13 protein-coding genes are annotated in these 20,109 nt (G+C 71.0%); 4 read left to right on the top strand and 9 right to left on the bottom strand.

What is annotated here, in order from left to right:
- Positions 1-36 precede the first annotated feature (36 nt).
- A complete protein-coding gene (locus CA12_RS00960; RefSeq protein WP_145356730.1) occupies positions 37-1,914 on the bottom strand; it encodes a DUF885 domain-containing protein in 1,878 nt (625 codons plus the stop codon).
- A 152-nt stretch (positions 1,915-2,066) separates the two neighbouring features.
- Here CA12_RS00960 and CA12_RS00955 point away from each other — a divergent pair, with 152 nt between their 5' ends.
- Complete coding sequence (locus tag CA12_RS00955; RefSeq protein WP_145356728.1) at positions 2,067-2,789, top strand: ABC transporter ATP-binding protein; 723 nt, start codon at positions 2,067-2,069, stop codon at positions 2,787-2,789.
- Between the two features lie 54 nt (positions 2,790-2,843).
- Positions 2,844-4,175: an ABC transporter permease gene (locus CA12_RS00950; protein ID WP_145356726.1), complete on the top strand. Its 1,332-nt coding sequence runs from the start codon at positions 2,844-2,846 to the stop codon at positions 4,173-4,175.
- Between the two features lie 586 nt (positions 4,176-4,761).
- Here the strand turns inward: CA12_RS00950 and CA12_RS00945 are convergent.
- Positions 4,762-5,676: an NHL repeat-containing protein gene (locus CA12_RS00945; protein WP_145356724.1), complete on the bottom strand. Its 915-nt coding sequence runs from the start codon at positions 5,674-5,676 to the stop codon at positions 4,762-4,764.
- Entirely contained in the window at positions 5,673-9,335 is a 3,663-nt protein-coding gene (locus CA12_RS00940; RefSeq protein ID WP_145356722.1) for an FG-GAP repeat domain-containing protein, read from the bottom strand. The genes CA12_RS00945 and CA12_RS00940 overlap by 4 nt, the downstream gene beginning before the upstream one ends.
- 63 nt (positions 9,336-9,398) lie before the next feature.
- Between CA12_RS00940 and CA12_RS00935 the strand changes: the two genes are divergently transcribed.
- Positions 9,399-11,240, top strand: coding sequence for a CRTAC1 family protein (locus CA12_RS00935; protein WP_145356720.1), 1,842 nt, complete (start codon positions 9,399-9,401; stop codon positions 11,238-11,240).
- Here the strand turns inward: CA12_RS00935 and CA12_RS00930 are convergent.
- The 4 genes from CA12_RS00930 to ilvB form a co-directional block, all read right to left on the bottom strand.
- Entirely contained in the window at positions 11,204-11,713 is a 510-nt protein-coding gene (locus CA12_RS00930; RefSeq protein WP_145356719.1) for a hypothetical protein, read from the bottom strand. The genes CA12_RS00935 and CA12_RS00930 overlap by 37 nt on opposite strands.
- An 83-nt stretch (positions 11,714-11,796) precedes the next feature.
- Positions 11,797-12,636 (bottom strand): hypothetical protein, encoded by an 840-nt coding sequence (locus CA12_RS00925; protein WP_145356718.1) that lies wholly within the window; start codon positions 12,634-12,636, stop codon positions 11,797-11,799.
- A complete protein-coding gene (locus tag CA12_RS00920; protein WP_145356717.1) occupies positions 12,633-13,649 on the bottom strand; it encodes a Gfo/Idh/MocA family protein in 1,017 nt (338 codons plus the stop codon). The genes CA12_RS00925 and CA12_RS00920 overlap by 4 nt, the downstream gene beginning before the upstream one ends.
- Positions 13,650-13,744: 95 nt before the next feature.
- The gene (gene ilvB / locus CA12_RS00915; RefSeq protein WP_390614148.1) at positions 13,745-15,490 is read right to left on the bottom strand and encodes a biosynthetic-type acetolactate synthase large subunit; all 1,746 of its coding nucleotides are present in this window, start codon (positions 15,488-15,490) and stop codon (positions 13,745-13,747) included.
- 550 nt (positions 15,491-16,040) lie between these two features.
- Between ilvB and CA12_RS22335 the strand changes: the two genes are divergently transcribed.
- Positions 16,041-17,567: a PQQ-binding-like beta-propeller repeat protein gene (locus CA12_RS22335; protein ID WP_207622086.1), complete on the top strand. Its 1,527-nt coding sequence runs from the start codon at positions 16,041-16,043 to the stop codon at positions 17,565-17,567.
- Between the two features lie 6 nt (positions 17,568-17,573).
- Here the strand turns inward: CA12_RS22335 and CA12_RS00905 are convergent, their stop codons facing one another.
- Positions 17,574-19,760: a BatA domain-containing protein gene (locus CA12_RS00905; protein ID WP_165700472.1), complete on the bottom strand. Its 2,187-nt coding sequence runs from the start codon at positions 19,758-19,760 to the stop codon at positions 17,574-17,576.
- On the bottom strand, positions 19,757-20,068 hold the full coding sequence (locus CA12_RS21735) for a hypothetical protein (RefSeq protein ID WP_165700471.1): 312 nt from the start codon (positions 20,066-20,068) through the stop codon (positions 19,757-19,759). Before CA12_RS21735 ends, CA12_RS00905 begins: the two co-directional genes overlap by 4 nt.
- Positions 20,069-20,109 lie beyond the last annotated feature (41 nt).

Below are 20,109 nucleotides of genomic sequence, written 5' to 3'. Positions count from 1 at the left end.
CACTCCCCTCGCTTGCGCTTCGGGCTCACGGCGGGGTCACTCCTGCTCCGCGACCCAGGCTTTCACCCGCTCCTCCAATACGTCCAGCGGGACGGCGCCGGCGCCGAGGACGAAGTCGTGGAACGCTTTCACGTCGAAGTCCTCGCCCAACTCTTCTTCCGCGTACGTCCGCAGTTCATTGATCTTCAACTCGCCGGTTTTATAGGCGAGGGCCTGGCCCGGCCAGGCGATGTAGCGGTCGACCTCGTTGACCACGTCCAGCCGCGTTTTGGGGGCGTTGGCGAGGAAGAAGTCGATCGCCTCGTCACGGGTCCATTGTTGGTCGTGCATGCCGGTGTCGACCACCAGCCGCACGGCCCGCCACATCTCGTAGGTGAGTTGGCCGAAGCGGGCGTAGGGGTCGTCGTAGACGCCCAGTTCTTCGCCCATCTGCTCCGCGTACAGGGCCCAGCCCTCGATGAACGCCGTGTAGCCGCCGTATTTGCGGAAGGCGGGCAGGTCGGCCAGTTCGATGCTGCGGGCGATCTGCAGGTGATGGCCGGGGACCGCTTCGTGCAGGCTCAGCGCGGCCATCTCCCACTTCGGGCGGCTCTCCGGTTTGTAGAGGTTCACGAAGAAGGTGCCCGGCCGGGTGAAGTCGGCGCTGGGCTCTCGGTAGTAGGCGGTCGTCGTGTCCGGGGCGATATGGGCGGGAATCGCCTGCACGTCGTAGGGCGTCCGCGGCAGCGTGCCGAACAGCTTCGGCAGTTCCGGGTCGACGGTCCGAATGAGCTGGCGGTAGCCGTCCAATAATTCCTGGGCGGAGCCGTAGAAGAACTGCGGGTCGGTCCGCAGGTGGGTGAAGAACGCCTGCAAATCGCCCTCGAAGCCGACCTCTTCTTTGATGGCCTCCATCTCCGCCCGGATGCGGGCGACCTCGGCGAGGCCGACGGCGTGGATCGCCTCCGGGGTCGCGTCGGTGGTCGTGAACTTGCCGCAGAAGTGCTCGTAGCACCGCGGCCCGGCCCAGAAGCGGACGGAGCCGTCTTCTTCACGCACCTCCGGCCATTGCCAGCAGCCCACGTGCTCGTAGCAGGCCGGCAGATAGACCGCCTCGAAGAAGTCCAGCATCCGCTGGTAGGCCGGCACGACGGTTTGCGCGATGCCGATCTTCGCCGCCGCCCGCAGCTTTTCGGCGTCCTCCGCCGGCACGCCGGGTATGTCCCGGAACGGCTTATAGAACAGGCTGTCGGCGGGGTCCTCCACGATTTGCGCCCGGATCTGCCGGGGCAGGCGGCTCATCACGACCTGCGGGTGCAGCCGGCCGGTCTCGACGCCCTCCCCCAGCAGCGCCAACGTGGCGTCCATCTTCTCGCCGAAGGCGTCGATCCGCGTCAGCCAGTCGTCGTAATCCTTCACGGTTTTGAACGAAATCGTGTCCGCGAGGCTGCCCGCGTCCTGAATCCCCTCCCGGGCTGAGACCGGCAACAGGTGCCAGCCGGTGTTCCACTCCGCGATCTGAACCGCCAGTTCGCGGCGGAACAGCGTGAGGTTGAGGGCGTCGTTTTCGTCCAGCGTGGACGCGTCGATCGCCGCGGCCCGTTCGGCGAAGGCGAGGCGGTCGGCGTGCCGGCGGGCGAACGCCGTGGGCGAGTCGTCGTTCCAGCGGTCGTTCCCCCCCGGCATGCCGAGGTAGGTGGACAGCTCCGGGAAGTTCTCCAGCGTCCACGCCCAATGGTCCTTCAACAGGGCGTCCAGCCGGGCGGCGGCGTCCGCGGGGGCTGCCTCCGCCGGCTTCAAACCCTCCAGCGACCCCGCCCCGAAGTCCTCCGGCGGGGCGACGGGCGACGGCGGGTCGCTGCCTTGCGGGAGTTCGCCGGTTTGCGGAGAAACGGCCAACAGGAGGACCAGCAGCGGCGTAGCAGTCAGCGACATCCGTGACGTTCCTGGTTCGTGACGGGCTCGGAGCGAGCGGACCGGCCGGCGTGATTCGCCGGAGCGGGTGCGGGGCGGGCGACCGTCATGCTACCGTCCCGCCCCCGCCTCGTCCCAACCTTCCCTCGCTCCGCCGACCCGCCCCGCCGCCCGTGACGTTGTTGGTTGAAGAGGTGACGAAGTCCTATCCGGACCCCGCCGGCGGACCGCCGACGCGGATCCTGGACGTGCCCCGCTACCAGTTGGCGAAGGCCGAACAGGCCGTGCTGCTGGGGGCCAGCGGGGGCGGGAAGACCACGCTGCTGAACGTGATCGCCGGCCTGACCACGCCGGACTCCGGCCGCGTGGAGATCGGCGGGGTGAACCTCACGGCGCTGCCGGAGGCCTCCCGCGACCGTTTTCGGGCCCAGCGGATCGGCTACGTCTTCCAGACGTTTCACCTGCTGTCGGCCTTCACGGCGCTGGAGAACGTGCTGCTGGGGATGAGCTTCACCGGCCGCACGGCCGACCGCCACGCCGCCGCGGCGCTGCTGGAGCGGGTCGGCCTCTCCCACCGGTCCGGTAACCGGCCGTCGCAGCTGTCCGTCGGCGAACGCCAGCGGGTCGCCGTGGCCCGGGCGCTGGCCAGCGAGCCGATGCTGATGCTCGCCGACGAACCCACCGCCAACGTGGACGTCGCCCACCGCGACGCCGTGCTGGACCTGATCCGCGAGACCTGCTCCGAACGCGGCGTGGCCCTGCTGCTGGTCACCCACGACCGCGAAGCCGCCGCCCGCTTCGACCGCGTGGAGGAACTGGGCACGATCAATCGGGTTGTTTCCGGGGCTGTGGGGGTAGGGCGGAAGGCGGAAGGCGGCGCCCCCGCCGCTGTGTAAACCTCCGCAATAAAGTCGTCCTTCCGCCTTCGTTCTTCCCCCTCTGCCTGCGCCATGTCCCCTTTCGCCATCGCCTTCAAGAGCGTGAAAAACCGTGCATTGGTCACGGGGCTGACGGCGTTGTCCGTCGCGCTGGGCACGATGCTGGTCGTCGCGGTCCTGAGCACCTCCGCGGTGGTCGACCGGGCCCTCTCCAAGCCGGCGACGCCCTTCGATCTGATCCTTGGACCGAAGGGCAGCGACCTGCAACTCGTGCTCACCACGCTGTACCGCATGCCGGCGGCGATGGAGCCGTTGCCGTATCCCTATTATCAACAGATTCAGGCCGACGACCGCTTCGCCGAGGCGGTGCCGATCGCCTTCGGCGACACGACGCAGGAGGGCGGCTTCCCGATCGTCGCCACGATCAACCGGTTCTTCCTGGCCGGGGTGAACCGTGACGAGCCCTTCCGCATGTCCGAGACCGACGGCAGCCGCGGGTTCAGCGGCGAAAGCGGGTTCGAGGCGGTCGTCGGCTCCGAGGTCGCCCGAGCCAACAATTGGGGCGTCGGCGACAGCTTCAAGCTCGTCCACGGCGGGGCGGACGATCCCAACGCCCACGTGCACGACGAACTCTTCGAGATCGTCGGCGTCCTGCTGCCCACCGGCACGGCGAACGATCAAACGGCCTTCGTGCAGCTCAACGGGTTCTACGCCGTCAGCGGGCACGACAAACCGCTCAGCGAGGGCGTGAACCGCTGGCGGGCCTTGCAGGGCCTGCCGGAACTGGAGGGCGAAGCGCTCAAACAGGCCGAACGCGAGGCGAACGTCCCCGGGGTCGGCGGCACGCCGGACTTGCAAAAGGAGGTCTCCGCGATCTTCGTCAACGTGAAGGGCGACCGGGAGGCGAACATGATGGTGCCGATGGTCGCCGCGGACATTAACGAGGGCTTTAAAGCCGCCGCCGTGAACCCCGCCGGCCCCGTCGCCCGCCTGCGAGAGACGTTCCTCGCCCCCGCCCAGACTGTGCTGGTGGCCCTCAGCGCGTTGGTGGTGGTGGTCGCCGGGGTGGGGATCTTCGTGAGCCTCTATACGACCCTCTCCGAACGGCTGACGGAGGTCGCCGTGCTGCGGGCCCTCGGGGCGCAGCGGTCCACGGTGTTCGCCGTAATCCTGTTGGAGGCGGCGGTCGTCACGCTGCTGGGCGGCCTGCTGGGCTTCTTCCTGGGCCACGCTCTGACGTTCGCCGTGCTGCCCTTCCTGCCTCCCGGGCTGGTGATCGACCCCTGGGCGGTGCGGTGGGAGGAACTCTGGCTCCTGCCCGGCCTGGCGCTCCTCGCCGCCCTCGCCGGTCTGCTGCCCGCCACCCGCGCCTACGGGGCGGACGTGACGAAGTATCTGAACTGAACGAACCGCCGGGGGCGTCGCGGTCCGCGCAGCGGCGAACCCGGCCGCGGGCTGTTCGCTTCGCGGTCGGGCCGCCGGGTCTGTTTTCACCATGCGAAGACGGATCGCCATGGGTTCTGCATCACGCGGGTCAGTCGCCGCCCCGCCCGGTCGCAACCGGGGCCCGGCCGGTGTGCGCCGGGGCAGGAGTGGAGAAGGAGAATTCGGGCTCCGGCGTTGTCGCTTGGGAAAGCGGGTCGCTAGGCTTCGGAAACGACCGCCCGCCGTGCCCGGGGCCGGTTGAGCCCGGTTGTGGAACCTGGCTCAATGGCTCTCCCGGGGGAAGGCGGGCGGGGGCGGCGTCCGTGCCGACGGGCGGGGGACGGATCGCGTCGGGCGGTCGCGAGCCGACCGACGCGGGGGCGAGCTCCACGGCGTCCGTCACCAACGTCGGCCGCGTCGCTCGCCCCGCGAGGGGTTCGATCGCTGCCCGCATCCGGTGCGGGGGGAACGGTCGGACCCTCAACCTACGGGGGGTCGGGACCTGTTCTGTCCGAACCGACTGCGGCGCAAGGGCTTCGGCGAACAAACCGCCTGCCGGCCGAGATCACTTCGCCAGCGTCTTCACTTCGCCGCCCGCCGGGTTGAGTGCGAACAGCGCCCGGGCCTTGGGATCGACGACGATCAGCCGGGGCGGATTAGTTGAAGAGTCGAAGCAGACCCCCGTCGGTCCGACCAGCGGCGCCCCCGCGGCGAGCTTCGTCGGCTCCGCGAACCCGCCGTCGCCCGTCGGCGCCAGTCGCCAGAGGCAGCCGGCGGCGTTGTCCGCGACGTGCAGCGTCCCGTCCGGCCCCAGCGCCGCCCCCTGCGGCGACTGGAACGGCCGCCCCGCCACGGCGACCTGTTCGCTCCACGCCCCGTCCGCAGCGGGGACGAAGCGACGAATGGCGTCCTTCTCCGTGGTGACCGCCAGCAGAGCGCCGTCCGCCGCCAGACACAGCCCCCGCACGCCCGGGAGCGCCGCGATCGCCGCCGCCGGTTCCCTTGGCGGAACGCGATAGATGCGCTGCGATTCGAGGTCCGCGACGAACAGCGTCCCGTCCGCCGCCACGGCGAGGGCCGACGGCACGCCGATCGGGCTGACGTCCGTCTCCCCGACCCGCAGCGGTTCCGCCGCCGGTTCGTCGGCGGTCGGATCGAGTCGAATAATCGCCCGCGTCGCCGAGTCCCCCACCAATACGGCGCCGCTTGGGAAGCCCTTGGACGGCGGCGCAAAGACCATGCACCGCGGAGCGTTCAGCGGCGTACGAAACGTCCCGCCGCCCGTTTTGAACCGCGACAGCCGGGTGGGCTCCCCGTCAGTCGTCGTCACCCGCCACACCCCCGGCAGCCGGCGGTCCGCGACGTAGATCGTCCCATCGCCCGCAATCGTGCAGGCGAGGGGATAGCGGAACCCATCGTCGGCGTCGCTCCCTCCCAGCGGCGGGGCGAATGCGGCGAGGCAGAGCAGGGCGAACGTCACGGCGTCACGTCCTCCGCTTGGTCCCGCACCGCCCGCCAGAAGGCCCGGGCGTCGGCGGGGCGGGTTTGATAGTCCTTCAGATAATCCCGCAGCGCCGGGGTGTCGGGGAACGGCTCGCCCGGCGGGGGCGGGTAGCGAGTCATGCCGGCGTGCGGCAGCGGTTCGACGGTTTGGCCGTGGACCGTGTGCAGGTTGGCGTCCTTGTCGTACCCGATTGAACTGATGATAAAGTCCCGCATCCATCCGTCCCGTAGCGGCGGGGCGGCGAAGGAGAGGGCGATCTCGTCCCCGCTGGCCAGCACCGCCTGCCGGTCGTCTGCCGCGGTCAATAATTCCCGCACGTCGCCGAAGCGGGTGAACGGCCCGGCCATCGGCGGCCAGATCTGCTCCGCGGTGACGTTTTGATAATCGAACTGATCCGGCCCGTGTCCGCCCTCCGGCCAGCGGCGTGCCGAGAACCCGCGATACCGCAGGTCCGCGGAGAGCAACTCGGCCTGCGTTTCCCGCACTTCCACCTTCCCCGGCACGCACCAGGCGGCCCGGTCCCAATACAACTCCTGCGTGCCGCTGAGCCGCACGCGGCGGTCGTCGGAACGGAAGTCCGGCAGGGGAAGGGCGATTGTTTTCGTTTTGCCGCCCGGGAACCCGGCGTTGGGCAGGACCGTCTCCCAGCCTTCGGCCGTCTCCATGAGCAGCGTCGGCGGCCGCGGACCGGGCAGGTCCGGGTTTTGCGACAGGGCGACGTTCAACCCGGTGTCCGTGGGGAACGTCCACCCGGTCAATAACAACACCGCTCCCGCCCGGGGCGACCCGGCGAGGTCCAGTTCCAGCGTCCACGGCGCCGTATAGCCCTGCGTTCGCTTCAATTCGAAGGGACGCACGTAGTCCTCGTCCCGCTTGCGGATTGTTTCGAGAACGTCCCGCCACGCGCCCGCTTCTTCCTCGCCCGACCGTACCCGGGCGGCGACGGGTTCGTGCAGCGTTACGGCCGCGTACAAGCGAGGTTCGACCAACTCCGGCGGGCCGACCTTCTCGTTGGTGAAGACGTGCGTGCCGGGCGGGTGGTCGACGCAGGTGAGCTCAATCCGGTCGAAATAATCCGCCTCCCACAGTTCGCAGGTCACCCGCAATTCATAGCGGCCGTCGCGAGGTTTGAGGTCGGCACCGTCGATCTTGACGTGTTCCCAGGCCCGGGTGGGGGCGAAGACGCCCTCGGCGAGCTGCAGCCCGATCGGCGCCGCCCAACAGAGGTCCGTGGCGAAAATGAACCGCTCCCCGTTCCACGTATAAAGATACGGACAGGAACCGCCGAGCTTTTGCGGGTGACAGAGCGCCCCGCCGGTCGGCTCGCGGACGACCTCCGGGATGCCGTTGGGCCAGAGAACCCGCAGCGCCTCCCCGGCCGGACCGTCGGTTTTGGGGCCGAGGCCGAAGTGGGTGACGGCGTCCCGCACGACCGCCGCCTGATAGACCGGCCCCCGCCGCAGTTCTAATAAACTGCCGAGGCCGACGTGGTTGGTGCGTTTCGGGTCGGTCCCGTCGTTGTCGAACTCCGCCAGCAGGGCGACCTGCAGCGAGTCGTTCGCGTCCCCGCCGCGGTTCTCCCACACGACGACCCGGTCGACGACGAGCATCACCAGATCGAGGTCGCCGTCGCCGTCCAAATCGCGGGGCAGTGCGTCTTGAATTCGTCCCTGCGTCGCCGGCAGGCGGTCGGAGACGTCCTCCCAACCGCCGGCCGCGTTGCGGAGCAGCCGCACGCCGTCCGGCCCCCAGGCGAGCAGGTCGACGCGGCCGTCGTTGTCGTGATCCAAGCTTCGCAGGCGGGTGGCGGGGAACTCCGAGATCGTCCGCGGCTCGCTCCACCGCAGCCGGCCGGGGGCGGGGGCGACGGACGTGTGCAGCCGCACCCGCTCGCCGTCGGCGACGGCGAGATCCCAACTGGCGTTGCCGTCCGCGTCCAATAATTCGAAGCCGAGCGGGCCGCCGGCCGATTCGATTTGAGCCCGGAACTCCCCGTGCCGCAGGTTCTCCCACACGCCGACCGGGGCGGCGGCCCCGGCGGTTCCCCAGAGCAGATCGAGGTCCACGTCGCGGTCGAGATCCACCGCGAGCACATCCGTCGCCGCGAACGCCTTCTCGCCGAGATCGGACCGGCCGGTGCGGTTCTCGAAGGTGAGGTTGCCGCGGTTGAACCACAGCGACGGCCCGCCCTCGGACAGCACGGCCAGATCGAGGTCCCCCTCTTGATCAAGGTCCGCCGCCGCGACCAGTGACACGCCCTCTAACGCGTTCAACGCCGCCTGATCGGCGACGGGCACGAGCGCACGGGTGCCGTCCGCTTGCAGGCGGTTCTCCAGAACCAGCACGCCGCCCGGCCCCCAGAGCACGAGGTCCGGGTCCGCCGTGTGACAGGCGACCGCGGGGCCGTTACGTCCCGCCGCCGCGGCCGGGGCGGCGGCGTTGTCGAGGTCCAGGTCCGCGGCGAGCAGTCCGTCGAATTGATCGGCCGGCAGGTCGTACCGCAGCGTTTCCGCCCACGGCCCGCCGGCGTCCCGGGAGAACGCCCGCACGGTGTCGCCGGTCAGGATAAGTAGTTCCTCGCCGCCGAGTAGGTCGAGGTTCGCCGTCTCAATCGCCAGCGCCCCCGCCACCTCCGGCGCCGCGGCCGGGCCGGCGAAGGGTTCGAATTGAACCGGGATCGCCGTCGCCTCCGGCGTGCGGGACAGGCCGGAGGCGTCATAAAAGGTGGAGGGGAGATCGGTGACTAAAAAATCCAGCGGGTGCCGTTGCACCGCGAGGCGATCGCTGCGAACGACCTCCTCGGCCCGCAACACGTTGAACAGCAGGGTTGCGTTGCGGCGGGCGGTGTTCCAGTCGCCGGCCTTCGCGGCCGCCTCGCCGGCCTCGATCAGCGGCAGCACGTCGCCGTTCTGCCGCAGGGCGAAGCCGTCGGCGTAGGGGGCGACCTGTGTTCGCAGATCGGCGAACGCGGCGGCGGTTTCCGGCTCTTTATTTTCCGTCGCCCACTGGAGGTATTGAAGAAGAACCCACGCGTTCTCCGGCGCAAACCGCCGCGCCTCCGCCAGCGCCGCATCCGCAACTGCCGTCCGGTCCGGATCGGGGCTGTCGCCGAAGGCGTCGTAGAGCAGGAAGGAGCCCCATCCAGCATCCGCTCGGGCTGAGGTCTTCAGCAGGGCCTCAAGCTGTCGGGCGTCGTCCCCCGCCGCCGTTGCGAGCCGGCTCTCCAAGTAGAATCCCGCCGGGGCGTCCGGCACCCGGGCCTGCAACGCCGCCACCGCCGCCTCCGCCCGCACGAACCACGCCTCCCGCTCCGCGGCGGGCAGGGCGTCGCCGGATTCCGCGTCGATCGCCAGCACGGCGCCCACCGCCCGGTTGCGGATCGCCGCCACGTTCAAGCCCATCGCGGCAGGGATGCGTTCTTCGATTAATTCCGCCAGCAGCGGATCCGCCGCGGCCGGGTCGCCGGCCTCCAATGCGGCGACGGCTTCATTGTGAACCCGCACCAGCCGGGCGGCCTCCGCGGGCTCCGGGACGCTCGGCCTCATCCAGAGCCAGACCGCCAACCCCACGGCGAGGGCCGCCAGCAGCAACCCGGCGAGGAGAACGAACGAACGGCGGCGGGCGGGGGCGGTCACCGCCGCACGGTGCCGGCGACGGGCCGGGGTGTCCAACCCGGCCGCGATCGACAAGATGACGCGGTGCCCGCCCCCCGATCCCGGCCGTCGTTCGTCACGGTTCTGCTGATCGCCCTGTGCCCGCTCGGCTGCGGCGAGCGGGCCCCCGAGCCTCCCCCGCCGTTCTCCCCGCCCCCGCCGACGGCCCCGCCGGCACCGACCGGCCCGCCGGCGTTTTCGGACGTCACGGAGGAAGTCGGCCTGCACTTCACCCGCTTCGACGCCCGCACGCCGGACGCGAACGGCCGGATCGCCGGTGGGCGGCGGATGTCTGAATGGACCGGCGGCGGCGTGGTGGCTTTCGATTACGACCTCGACGGCCGCCCCGATCTGCTGTTCCCCCAAGGCTGCGAGTGGACCGACGGCGCCGTCCCGCCGAGCAGCGAACCGAACCCGGCCGCCCCTGCCGACCGCCGCGGCCGGCTGTTCCGCAACGTCGACGGCGAACAATTCGAGGACGTGACGGACGCCGCCGGGCTGGTCCTCACCGGCTACGGGCAGGGGGCCGCGGCGGGCGATCTGGACGGCGACGGCTTCCCGGACCTGTTCGTCTGCAACGCCGGGACGAACCGCCTGCTGCGGAACGAGGGCGACGGCACCTTCACGGACGTTACCGCCGCCGCCGGCCTCACCCCGCACCCGGACGGCACGGACTGGACCGTCTCCGCCGCGATCGCCGACCTCAACGGAGACGGTCTGCCGGATATTTACGAGGCGAACTACCTCACCGGCCGGGACGTCTATACGAAGATCTGCCGGACCGGCGACGACCCGCCGCGGGCGTGCAGCCCGAACGGCTTCCCCGCCGCGGCCGACCGGCTGTGGCTCAACCTCGGGACCGGCCTCTTCGCGGAGGCGACCGACCTCGCCGGCCTCGCCGTCGGCCCGGGGCTGGGCGTGCTGGCGACCGATCTCGACGGCCGCCCCGGCAACGAAATCTACGTCGCCAACGATCAGCGGCCTAATCACCTTTACATTCGCACGGACGACCGCCGCGGCGGGCCGCCGCAGTTTCGGGAGGCTGCCGTGGCCGCCGGCGTCGCCACGAGCGGGGCGGGGGAGAGCGAAGCCGGCATGGGCCTCGCCGCCGCCGACCTCAACGCCGACGGCCGCCCGGACCTGTTCGTGACGAACTACGAGGGGGAGTCGAACACACTGTATACGTCCCTCTCCCGCGCCGGGCCGCTGTTATACGAGGACGCCACCCGCCGCTCCGGGCTGTTCGAGCCGGGCTATGAAACGCTGGGCTTCGGGGCGGCATTCCTCGATCACGACGCCGACGGCGACGAGGATCTGATTTACGTTAATGGTCACATCGACGACTTCACGCACCGCGGCTCCCCGCTGTTCATGCGGCCGGCGCTGCTGGAGAACGTCGGCGGCGGACGGTTCGAGCCGGTTCCGCCCGTGGCTGCCGGGGCGTTCTTCGACACGCCGGCTCTCGGCCGCGGCCTCGCCCGGCTGGACTGGAACGGCGACGGCCGCGACGAGTGCGTCGCCACCCGCCTGAACGGCCCCGCGGTTTTATTGAAGAACGAAGCGACCACCTGCACGACGGTCTCGCTGCGACTGGTCGGCACGACCTCCGACCGCGACGCCGTCGGCGCCGCCGTCACCGTGAGCGCCCCCACCGCCGAGGGCGTCCCAAGCGGTCCGCGTACAAAGTGGATCACCGCTGGCGACGGCTACCTGAGCGGCGACGAAAAGCGGCTGACCTTCGGCCTCGGCGCCACACCTTCAGGGACGTCTTTAGACGTCTCCGTCCGCTGGCCGGGCGGCGCGACGGAGCGGTTCGCCGGCGTGACGGCCGCCGGGCGGTTCCTGCTGGTTCAGGGGGCGGGATCGACCATTTTAAAGAGCCCCTGAACCACGGCCGGCTCGTGCGTCGCCGGCGCCCCGAAGGCGGGGAGAAGGGTGCTCGCATAGGAGCGAACGCGCCGCTCCCCCGGGCCGTCCTCCGGCTTCGACGACGTAATGATTCCGTCGATGACGACAGGCTTCCCGAGGGCGTCGATCGAGAGAAATGTGTCATGTTCTGTGACGCTCTCGAACGGTTTCCGCCCGCCGGGGACGGCGATCCAGCCGTCGACGACGACTTCGCGATAGCCGACCTGGAATAACCAGTGATCGCTGCTCTTCCAGACCTTTCCCGAGAGCGTGCGAGTTCGAGCGCCGTCGACGACGCGGGCGGAGAACGTCCCGTCGGCGGCGACGGCGGCCTCCACTGATTCGGTCGTCACGGTCGGGGCGGCGTCCCCGACCGTGACGGTCTCCCGGACCTCCCAGCGAAAACTGGCCGGCGGCGGATCGACGACGAGCAGTAGGGCGAGGGCGAACATCGGTGCGCTCTATCAGCCGTCGGCACACAACGTCAACTGGCGCTTCGAAGGCCTGAGCGCTCGCCGCGATCGGTTCGGGGCGATCAGTCGTCCAAGAGATGCCCAAACCAGAACCGGACGGCCTCCGCGTTCAGGCCGTCAGTACCAGTCCACCAGCCGGCCGGGTAAGGCATGTCGACGCGGCCGGCCGGCGCGGCCCGATCGCGGTGGGGGACGAAGTTGGGGAAATGTCCGGGTTTCGCCGGCGTCGCTAAGACGCCGCAGTGCCCGAGGATCGCTGCGACGCCGTCTCGCTCATCCTTATTGGATGGGAACGCCCCTCGGAGTTCCTTTTGCAGCGTGGCCCCCGTGACGTCCGGCGGGACCGCGGCGATTCGGTCGAGTAGCTCCCGCAGCGCCGCCCGGTCGACGGGGCCGGGTCCGCACGGCGGGAGTTCCGCGAAGCGTTCCAAGTCGAACGCGGCGTAGACCGGGCTGTCGTGCCGGACGCCGCCCCACTTGAGTCGTTCGAAGTTTAACACGTTCAGGTCCACCGGCCGCGACCCGGTCCCCCCGAACCCGCACACCGCGCAGGGCATGGGGGCCGACTCGGAGCGACGGTGCGGGGGCGTCAGACGGGCGGCCGCGAAGCTGCCGAGGACGCTCCGCAGGTCCATCCGTCGGCTGCGGAGACTGACGGCGAAGGCGTCTGCTGCCCGACGGGCGTCGACCGCGGAGGCGGCCTCCCGAACCCGGTCGACTGCCCGGGCGTGAGGAATTCGGACCGGGTCGAACAACACGCCGGCGGCTTTAGCGTGTGCGATCTCCTCGGCCGGAACCGCCGACGGATCCCCTGTCCGCCAGCCGGTCGGTCCCCAATACAGCCCTGCGAGCGTCCGCCATGCGGCGGAGTCGGGAGCCGGCGGCAGTGCGGTCTCGGTCAAAGCGTTTCCCACGCCCCGCGCTCGTCGCTGGCCCTCAAGGCTTCGATCACCCGCAGGTTGGCGACGGCGTCGGTCAGCGGAGTGGGGACGGGCGTGTCGTTTAACACCGCGTCTCCGAAGGCCTCCGCCTGGAGGGTGTATTGATCGGCGACGGGCAAGTCCTCCCGCACGGGGGCGCCGTATTCGCCGGCGCGGCCGGATTGAAGATGCAGCACGCAGGGGGCGTTCGGCGGGGCGTTGAAGGGGATCTCCAGTTCGACCCGGCCCGCCGTGCCGAACGCGTTGACCCGCTGATAGGGCACAAGCTGCGTCGAACAGGTGAACGTCGACGTGCCGCGGCCGAAGTCGAGGACGCCGTCCGCGATGCGGTCGGTGCCGTAGTCCGGGTCGATTTCGATGCGGCCCAGCACGCGGTCCGGTTCGGCGTCGAACAGCCAGCGGGAGAGGGAGATCTGATAGCAACCGATGTCCATCAACGCCCCGCCGCCTTTGGCGGGGTCGTTGCGGATGTCGTCGGCGTTCCGATTGAAATAGCTGAAGAAGGATTGGATCGACTTCAATTCTCCGATCGCCCCGCCGTCGATCAACTCTTTGAACCGCACCCACTGCGGATGCAGGCGATACATGAACGCCTCCATCACCTTCAATTCCGGGTGGGCCGCGGCGGCGTCGACGAGGGTTTGAGCCTCCACGGACGACAGCGCCAGCGGCTTCTCGCAGAGCACGTGCTTGCCGGCCGCCAGCGCCTTGAGCGACCAAGGCACGTGGGCGTCGTTCGGCAGGGGGATATAAACCGCGTCGACGTTCTCGTCCGCCAGCAGGGCTTCGTAGCTGTCGTGGACGCGGGAGATACCGAGGTCGGCGGCGGCCCGTTCGGCGGCGTCCCGGCGGCGGCTGGCGATGGCGACGACCTCCGCGTTCGCGGCCCGTTGGGTCGCCGGGATCACCTTGTTCACGGCGATGCGGGCGGCGCCAAGGATTCCCCAGCGGACGATGGAACCGGAAGCGGGCATTGGGCTGTCCTCAATCTCGAAAAACGTTGGCTCAAACGACAGCGACCCGGCCGCTGAACGCGTCCGGGTCGCTGGGCTCACACGATTCGCCGGAGTTACTCCGTGATGATGTCCCGGGCGGTGCCGCCGGCAGGGATCATCGGGAGCACGTGCTCCTGATAGGGGCAGATCACGTCCAGCAGGTAGGGGCCCTTCGCCTCGATCATTTTATCGAGGGCGGCGGGCAGTTCGCTCTTCTTGCGGACCTGGGCGGCCTCGACGCCGAATCCGCGGGCGATCTGCACGAAGTTGGGGTAGGTCTCGCCTTGGGTGTCGCCGGTGCCCTGGCCGAACCACTCCGGGTTGTCGATCGGGCCGAGGTAGGTGTGGGCGCGGCGGCCGCTCATGAAGCGGTCTTCCCACTGGACGACCATGCCGAGGTGCTGGTTGTTGAGCAGCAGGATTTTGACCGGCAGCTTCTCGCAGGTGAGGGTCGCCAGTTCCTGGACGTTCATCAGGAAACTGCCGTCGCCGTCGATGTCGATCACCAACTCGTCCGGCAGTTCCGCCGCCACGCCCATCGCGGCGGGCAGGCCGAAGCCCATCGTGCCGAGGCCGGAACTGCTCAGCCAGTGGCGCGGCTTGGCGAACTTGAAGAACTGGGCGCTCCACATCTGGTGCTGACCCACGCCGACGGCGACGTACGGGTTCCGCGACTTGGTCCGCTCGTAGAGCGTTTTGATCGCGTGCTGCTGGAGGATCGCTTCGGTGTCGCCGCCGGGGCCGGTTTCGGAATAGGCCAGCGGGTGCTTCTGCTTCCACTCGGCGATCTGGTCCCGCCAGGCGGCGATGTCCGGGGCGTCGGCGGGGTCGAAGGCGGCGTTGAGGGCCTCCAGCGTCTTGCCGAGGTCCGCGTGGACCGGGATGTGGGCCTCTTTGTTCTTGTGGATCTCCGCCGGGTCGATGTCGACGTGGACGATCTTGCCGTGGCGGGCGAACTCCTCCAGTTTGCCGGTCACGCGGTCGTCGAACCGCACGCCGAAGGCGAGCAGCAGGTCGGCCTCGTTGACGGCGTAGTTCGCCGGCACGGTGCCGTGCATCCCGAGCATGTGCAGGTTCTGCTCATGCTCGCCGGGGAAGCTGCCGATGCCCATCACCGTGGTGGTCACGGGGATGCCGGTCTTCAGGGCGAAGCTGGTCAGCTCGTCGCTGGAGCCGCCCGTCACGCAGCCGCCGCCGACGTAAATGACCGGCTTCTTGCTGCGTTTGATCGCCGCGAGGATCTGCTTGATCTGGGCCGGCTTGGGTGGGTTGACGACCGGGTTGTAGCCGGGCAGGTCCAGGGCCGGGTCGTGGTCGACGTCGGCGGCGTCGAGGGTCGCCAGCTGCACGTCCTTGGGGAAGTCGATCAGCACCGGGCCGGGGCGGCCGGTCCGGGCGATGAAGAAGGCCTCCTTGACGATGCGGGCCACGTCCCGCACGTCGGTGATCATGTAGGCGTGCTTGGTGATCGACCGGGAGATCTCCACCATGGGAGTCTCCTGGAAGGCGTCGCTGCCGATCACCGCCTGGGGCACCTGCCCGGTGATCGCCACCATCGGGACGCTGTCCAGCTTGGCGTCGGCGATGGCGGTGACGAGGTTCGTCGCCCCCGGGCCGCTGGTCGCCATGCACACGCCGACGTCGCCCGTCACCCGGGCCACGCCCTGGGCGGCGAAGCCGCCGCCCTGCTCGTGGCGGGGCAGGATCGTGCGGAGTTCGTCCTGAGCCGCCAGCAACGCCTGGTGCAGGGGCATGCTGGCGCCGCCCGGATAGGCGAAGATGTTCTTCACGCCCTGCTTGACCAGCCCGGCGACCAGAATCTCGGCCCCGTTGAGAGTCTTTTTGGCGGCGGGCTTGCCGGAAGCCGTTTTTTGGGAATCAACGGCGACGCCGGCCGCGTGCGGGGCGGAGGGCGCGGCGGGGGCGGCGGTGGACAAGGGAAGACTCGGGGCGGGGAGAAACGCGGACGCCGGCCGGCGACGGGTCACGCACGGCGGGAACCGGCGGACGAGGCGGCGGGCGGGGGGAACGGGAACACGCCGGGGCGAGGCCGGGGCGGCGCGACCGTCGGACGATCCCGCAGTGTACCACCCCGCCGGGACCTCCTGTACCCGACCGACGCCTCACAGACCCGCTTCGTCCCGTTTCGGTTCCGCTCCCGCCGGCTCTCCGGACCCCGCGAGCGGGCGTTGCGCCCCTACAGCCCGGTCCCGCAGCCTTTTTTCACGGCCGCCGGGCGCACGCTACGGCGTTCCCCGATGGACGCAGCACTGAGAGACTGGGCAGGATGGGTAAGCCCGGTCGCGGCTGCGTCGTCGCCGGATTGCCGAGCCCCACCTCGTTTTCGCCACCCCGATCGTTTCGTCGCTCATGCTTCGCCCCGTCCTCGCCGCCGCGCTGCTCGCCGGCGGCGCTCTTCCCGCCAGTGCCCAGTTTGCGAGCCCCCCGGGCGTCCCGATCCGGTCTTACAGCCCGACGTACAACGCCCGCCCCTACGCCGCCCAGGCCTACGGCCAGCGGGGGGGGGCGGAACGGATCGTGCCCGGGTCGGTTCGCGTCCTGTCCGGCCCGGCCGCCTCGCAGGCGGTCGGTTCGCAGGCGGCGTCGGCCGCGCGGTCCTCCGCCGCCCCGGCCCGGCCGGCGGCGCCCACCGGCACCTTCATCGAGTCCTCCGCGGGTCCGGCGGCGCTGATCTCCCCGGACGGCTCCAAAGTGTGGGGCTACAGCCCCTCGCAGGGCGAACTGGCGCCCCTGCCGGTCGACGTGCCGGCGGAGGAACGCGGCCAAGTGAAGCCGGTGGTGGGCTCCGGCGTGATGATGCTGAAGGTCGACGGCCGCGTGTACGCCTACGGCGGGAACTCCGGCAAGTGGGGCTCCCACGACCTCGGCCAGCGCGGCGCCTCCGCCCCGCCGATCGTCAACGGCGACCTCGCCGCGATCCGCGTGGAGGGCGGCGTGTACGCCTACAGCGCCGCGTCCGGGACCGGCGATTTCCTCCCGCTGGAGGACGCTGAGGCGGACGCTTCGCCGATTGTCGCCTCCCGCTACGTGACGGTGCGGTCGGAGCAGGGTTTCGCGGCCTTCTCCGCCGACGCCGGCAAGTGGAGCCGCGTCGCCTACCCCCAGCCGGGCGCCCCGGCCGAGAACGCCGCCCCGGTCGTGAACGCCGAACCCTCCGTCAAACCGGAGGCCGCCGCCGCCCCCGCCATGACCCCCGCCGCCCCCGCCGCCGCAGCGGAGCAGGCCGAAGCGGAAAAGGCTGCCGCCAAGGCCAAGGCCGCCGCCGAACAGGCGAAGTCCGCCGCGATGGCCGCCGAAGCCAAAGCCAACGCGGAGGCCGAACGGGCCAAGGCGGAGCAGGCCGCCAAGGAGAAGGCGATGGCGGAGAAAAAGGCCGCCGAGAAGGCCAAGGAGGAGGCCGAGGCCCGCAAAAAGGCCGAGGAAGCCGCCGCCAAGGCGAAGGCCGAGGCCGAAGCCAAGCAGGCCGCGATGGCCAAGGCCGCCGCCGAGAAAGCCGCTGCGGAAAAGGCCGCCGCCGAGAAGGCGATGGCCGAACAGAAGGCCGCGGAGAAGGCCAAGGCGGAAGCCGAAGCCAAGGCCAAGGCCGAGGCGGAGCAGGCCGCCAAGGAAAAGGCGATGGCCGATCAGAAGGCCAAGCAGGAAGCCGAAGCCAAGGCCGCCGCTGAAAAGGCTGCCGCCGAGAAGGCCGCCGCGGAGAAAGCCGAAGCCGAAGCCGAAGCCAAGCCGGCCGAGGCCGCTCCGGAGATGAAGGAGGAGGAGACCCCCGAGCCGCCGCAGACGGACGCCGAAGAGGCCCCCGCCGCGGAGGAGAAGCCGGCCGAGGACGGTGCGGACGAGAGCGAAGAGGCCGCCGACGAAGAGCCCACCGCGATTTGAGTCCCGTCACCCGGCCGTTTGCCCGCCCCGGTGGGCGAGGGCCGGTTCGATCAGCAGGGCGGCCAGCGTCGCCGCCCAGACCCACGCCGACAGCGGTCGCGGTTCCGCGATCGCCGTCGGCGTGTTCGTTGCGGGGGCGTCCGCTTCGGGAATCACGGCGGGCCGCGGGTCCGCCTCCGCCGGCGGAACGTTCACCGCGACCCAGCGGCCCTGACCGGCAGATCGAGCCGGGGCCGCGTTCGACTCCGGCAGGAACCGATAGAACCCCGGTTCCCCGGTCTGCGTGAACCGGGCGACGCCGTCGACCACGGCGGCCAGCCGTTCGCTCCCGTCCGGCCGCCGGACGCGGACCGCCTGGGCGAAGCGACCGGGCGGACGCGTGTCCGTCAACGCCTCGCCGGTCGTCGCATTGCCCGACGTCGGCGACAGCGCCGCGAAGGCCGTCAGGCCGCGGACCAGCGGGACGAAGCTCGCCCCCGCGACCGGCCACGGCCCGCCCCAGCCGGCGTCGACGGAGGTCGCCAACACCGCCGCCCGCCCGCCCGCCGAGCCGGTTGCCGTCAGAACCGCCGGGGCGACGGTCTGCCCGGCGTCGTCCGCAAACCGGGCCACGACCCGCAGCGGCCACGCCCCCGCCGACGGCCTCGATTCCAGCCGACGGAACCCCACGACGAGCCCCCCGCGCAGCCCGCTCACCCCGGCAAGCGGCGCCGCGGCGCCGGCGTCGGTTCCCTTCGATTCGAACTCGAACGTGAACCCGGTCGCGGCGGGATCGGTCGGGTCCGCCACGCCGACCGTCGGTCCGACGGCGACGCCGCCGAGGGGACCGGCGAAGAGAGCCCGCAGGTCCGCCGGGTCGTCGGTCGGGCGGAGGGCGACGAACAGCCCGCCGCCCTCCTCCAGAAACGCCCGCAGCGCCGCGGCGGCGTCCGGGGGCGGGGCGCCGGCGGCGGCGACCGCGTCGAACGCCGCCAGATTGCGCGTCGGAAGCGTGTCGAAGTCGGTGCGTTCCACCGCGAACGTCTCCGCATCCGCGGCCAGCGCCTGTTCCAGATAGAACCCCGGATCGCCCGCCGCCCCCGCGGCGTTCAATGCCGGGTCCGCGGCGACCAACACCCGCAGCCGGTTCCGCACCGGCAGGACCGCGAACCGCGACGCCAGCGCCGGCGGCCCCGGCTCGCCCTCCAAGCGGGCCTCCGCCCGGGCCGGTTCCGCGGTCTCGAACGTGACTGGGATCGCCGCCGTCGTTCCGACGGGTTCTAGATCTTCCGGAACGACCGCCGGCAGCGCCGCCCGGCCGACGAACCGCTCGTTCACGAAGAAGGCGACCGCCCCCGCCGGCCGCGGTCCGAACGAACGCACCGTCGCCGTCAGTTCCGCCGGCGCCCCGACGCGGGGGCGGGCGTTCAGACGCGGGTCCGGGTCGCCGGCACTCACGGAGAGATCGACGATCACCCGGCCCGCCGGCCCCGCCCCGGACGGACCGAGCCACCGCACCACGTTCGCCCCGCGACCCGCCGCCCGCAGGCGGTCCAGCGCCGCCGCGAACGCCGGGCCGTCCCAATCCGTCGCGGCCCGATCGGTCAGCACGGCGACGTCGACGCGGGGAAAGCGGTCGGCCTGTACATCCAGCAGTTCCGCGGCGGCGGCGAGGGCGGCGGGCGCGTTCCCCGCGGCAGGCAGCGGCTCGGCCGCGGCGACGTTCCGGCGAAACTCCGCCGCCCCGACCGGCCCCAGCGTCCGGGGCGGCCCGGTCAGCGGGTCCGTCTTCGCCGTTCGCACCAGGGCGAAGCGGTCCGCGGGGTTGGCGGTCGCCGCGATCTCCAGGGCGGACCGCCGCAGTCCGACGAAGGCCGACCCCTCGCCGCGGGGGCGGGCGGTGGAGAGAGAGTCGTCCAGCACGACCACGTGCAGCGTGGGCGGATCGTCCGCGGCGGACCCCACCCCGTCCCCCCACCCGACCGCCCGCGGCCCCGCCGCCGCGACCGCCGCCAGCACCAGGGCCAACGTGCGGGCCGCCAGCACGAGCCGATCCCGTAATTCCGACCGCCGTCGGGCCGGCGTGACGACGGTGAGGAACCGCATCGCCGCCCAAGGCTCCACCGGCGCCCACCGCCCGACGAGCCAATGAATCACCCCCGGCGCCGCCGCCAGCGCCAACAGGGACAACAGGGCGGGGTGGGCGAAGCTCACGGCGCCGCCGCGGCCGACGCAGCGATCAGCGGCGTCCCGTCGGGACGCAGCGGGCGAATCTGGATCGAGCGGAACCGGACCTTCGCCTGCGGGGCGATCCGCGACTTGCGACCGACGTCCAGTCGCAGGAGCCGGCCGTGAAGCATGTCGGGGTCGCGGGCGCCTTCGGTCTGCCCGAAGTCGACTCCGTTGACCGTCATCGAGACGCGGTCGTCCCACACCCGCATCCGGTGCCGCTTTTCGCCGTCGCCTCGCCCCGCGGCCGCACGGGCCTGGGCGATCTTGGCGGGCGTCCGGGCGTGAAGCATCGCGGGGGGCGGACGGGGGCGGGAGAAGCGATCAACCGTTG

The organism is Alienimonas californiensis (assembly GCF_007743815.1).
Taxonomy (GTDB): Bacteria; Planctomycetota; Planctomycetia; order Planctomycetales; family Planctomycetaceae; genus Alienimonas; species Alienimonas californiensis.
The sequence above is the reverse complement of the archived record's forward strand: the minus strand, read 5'-3'. Positions and strand labels throughout refer to the sequence as shown.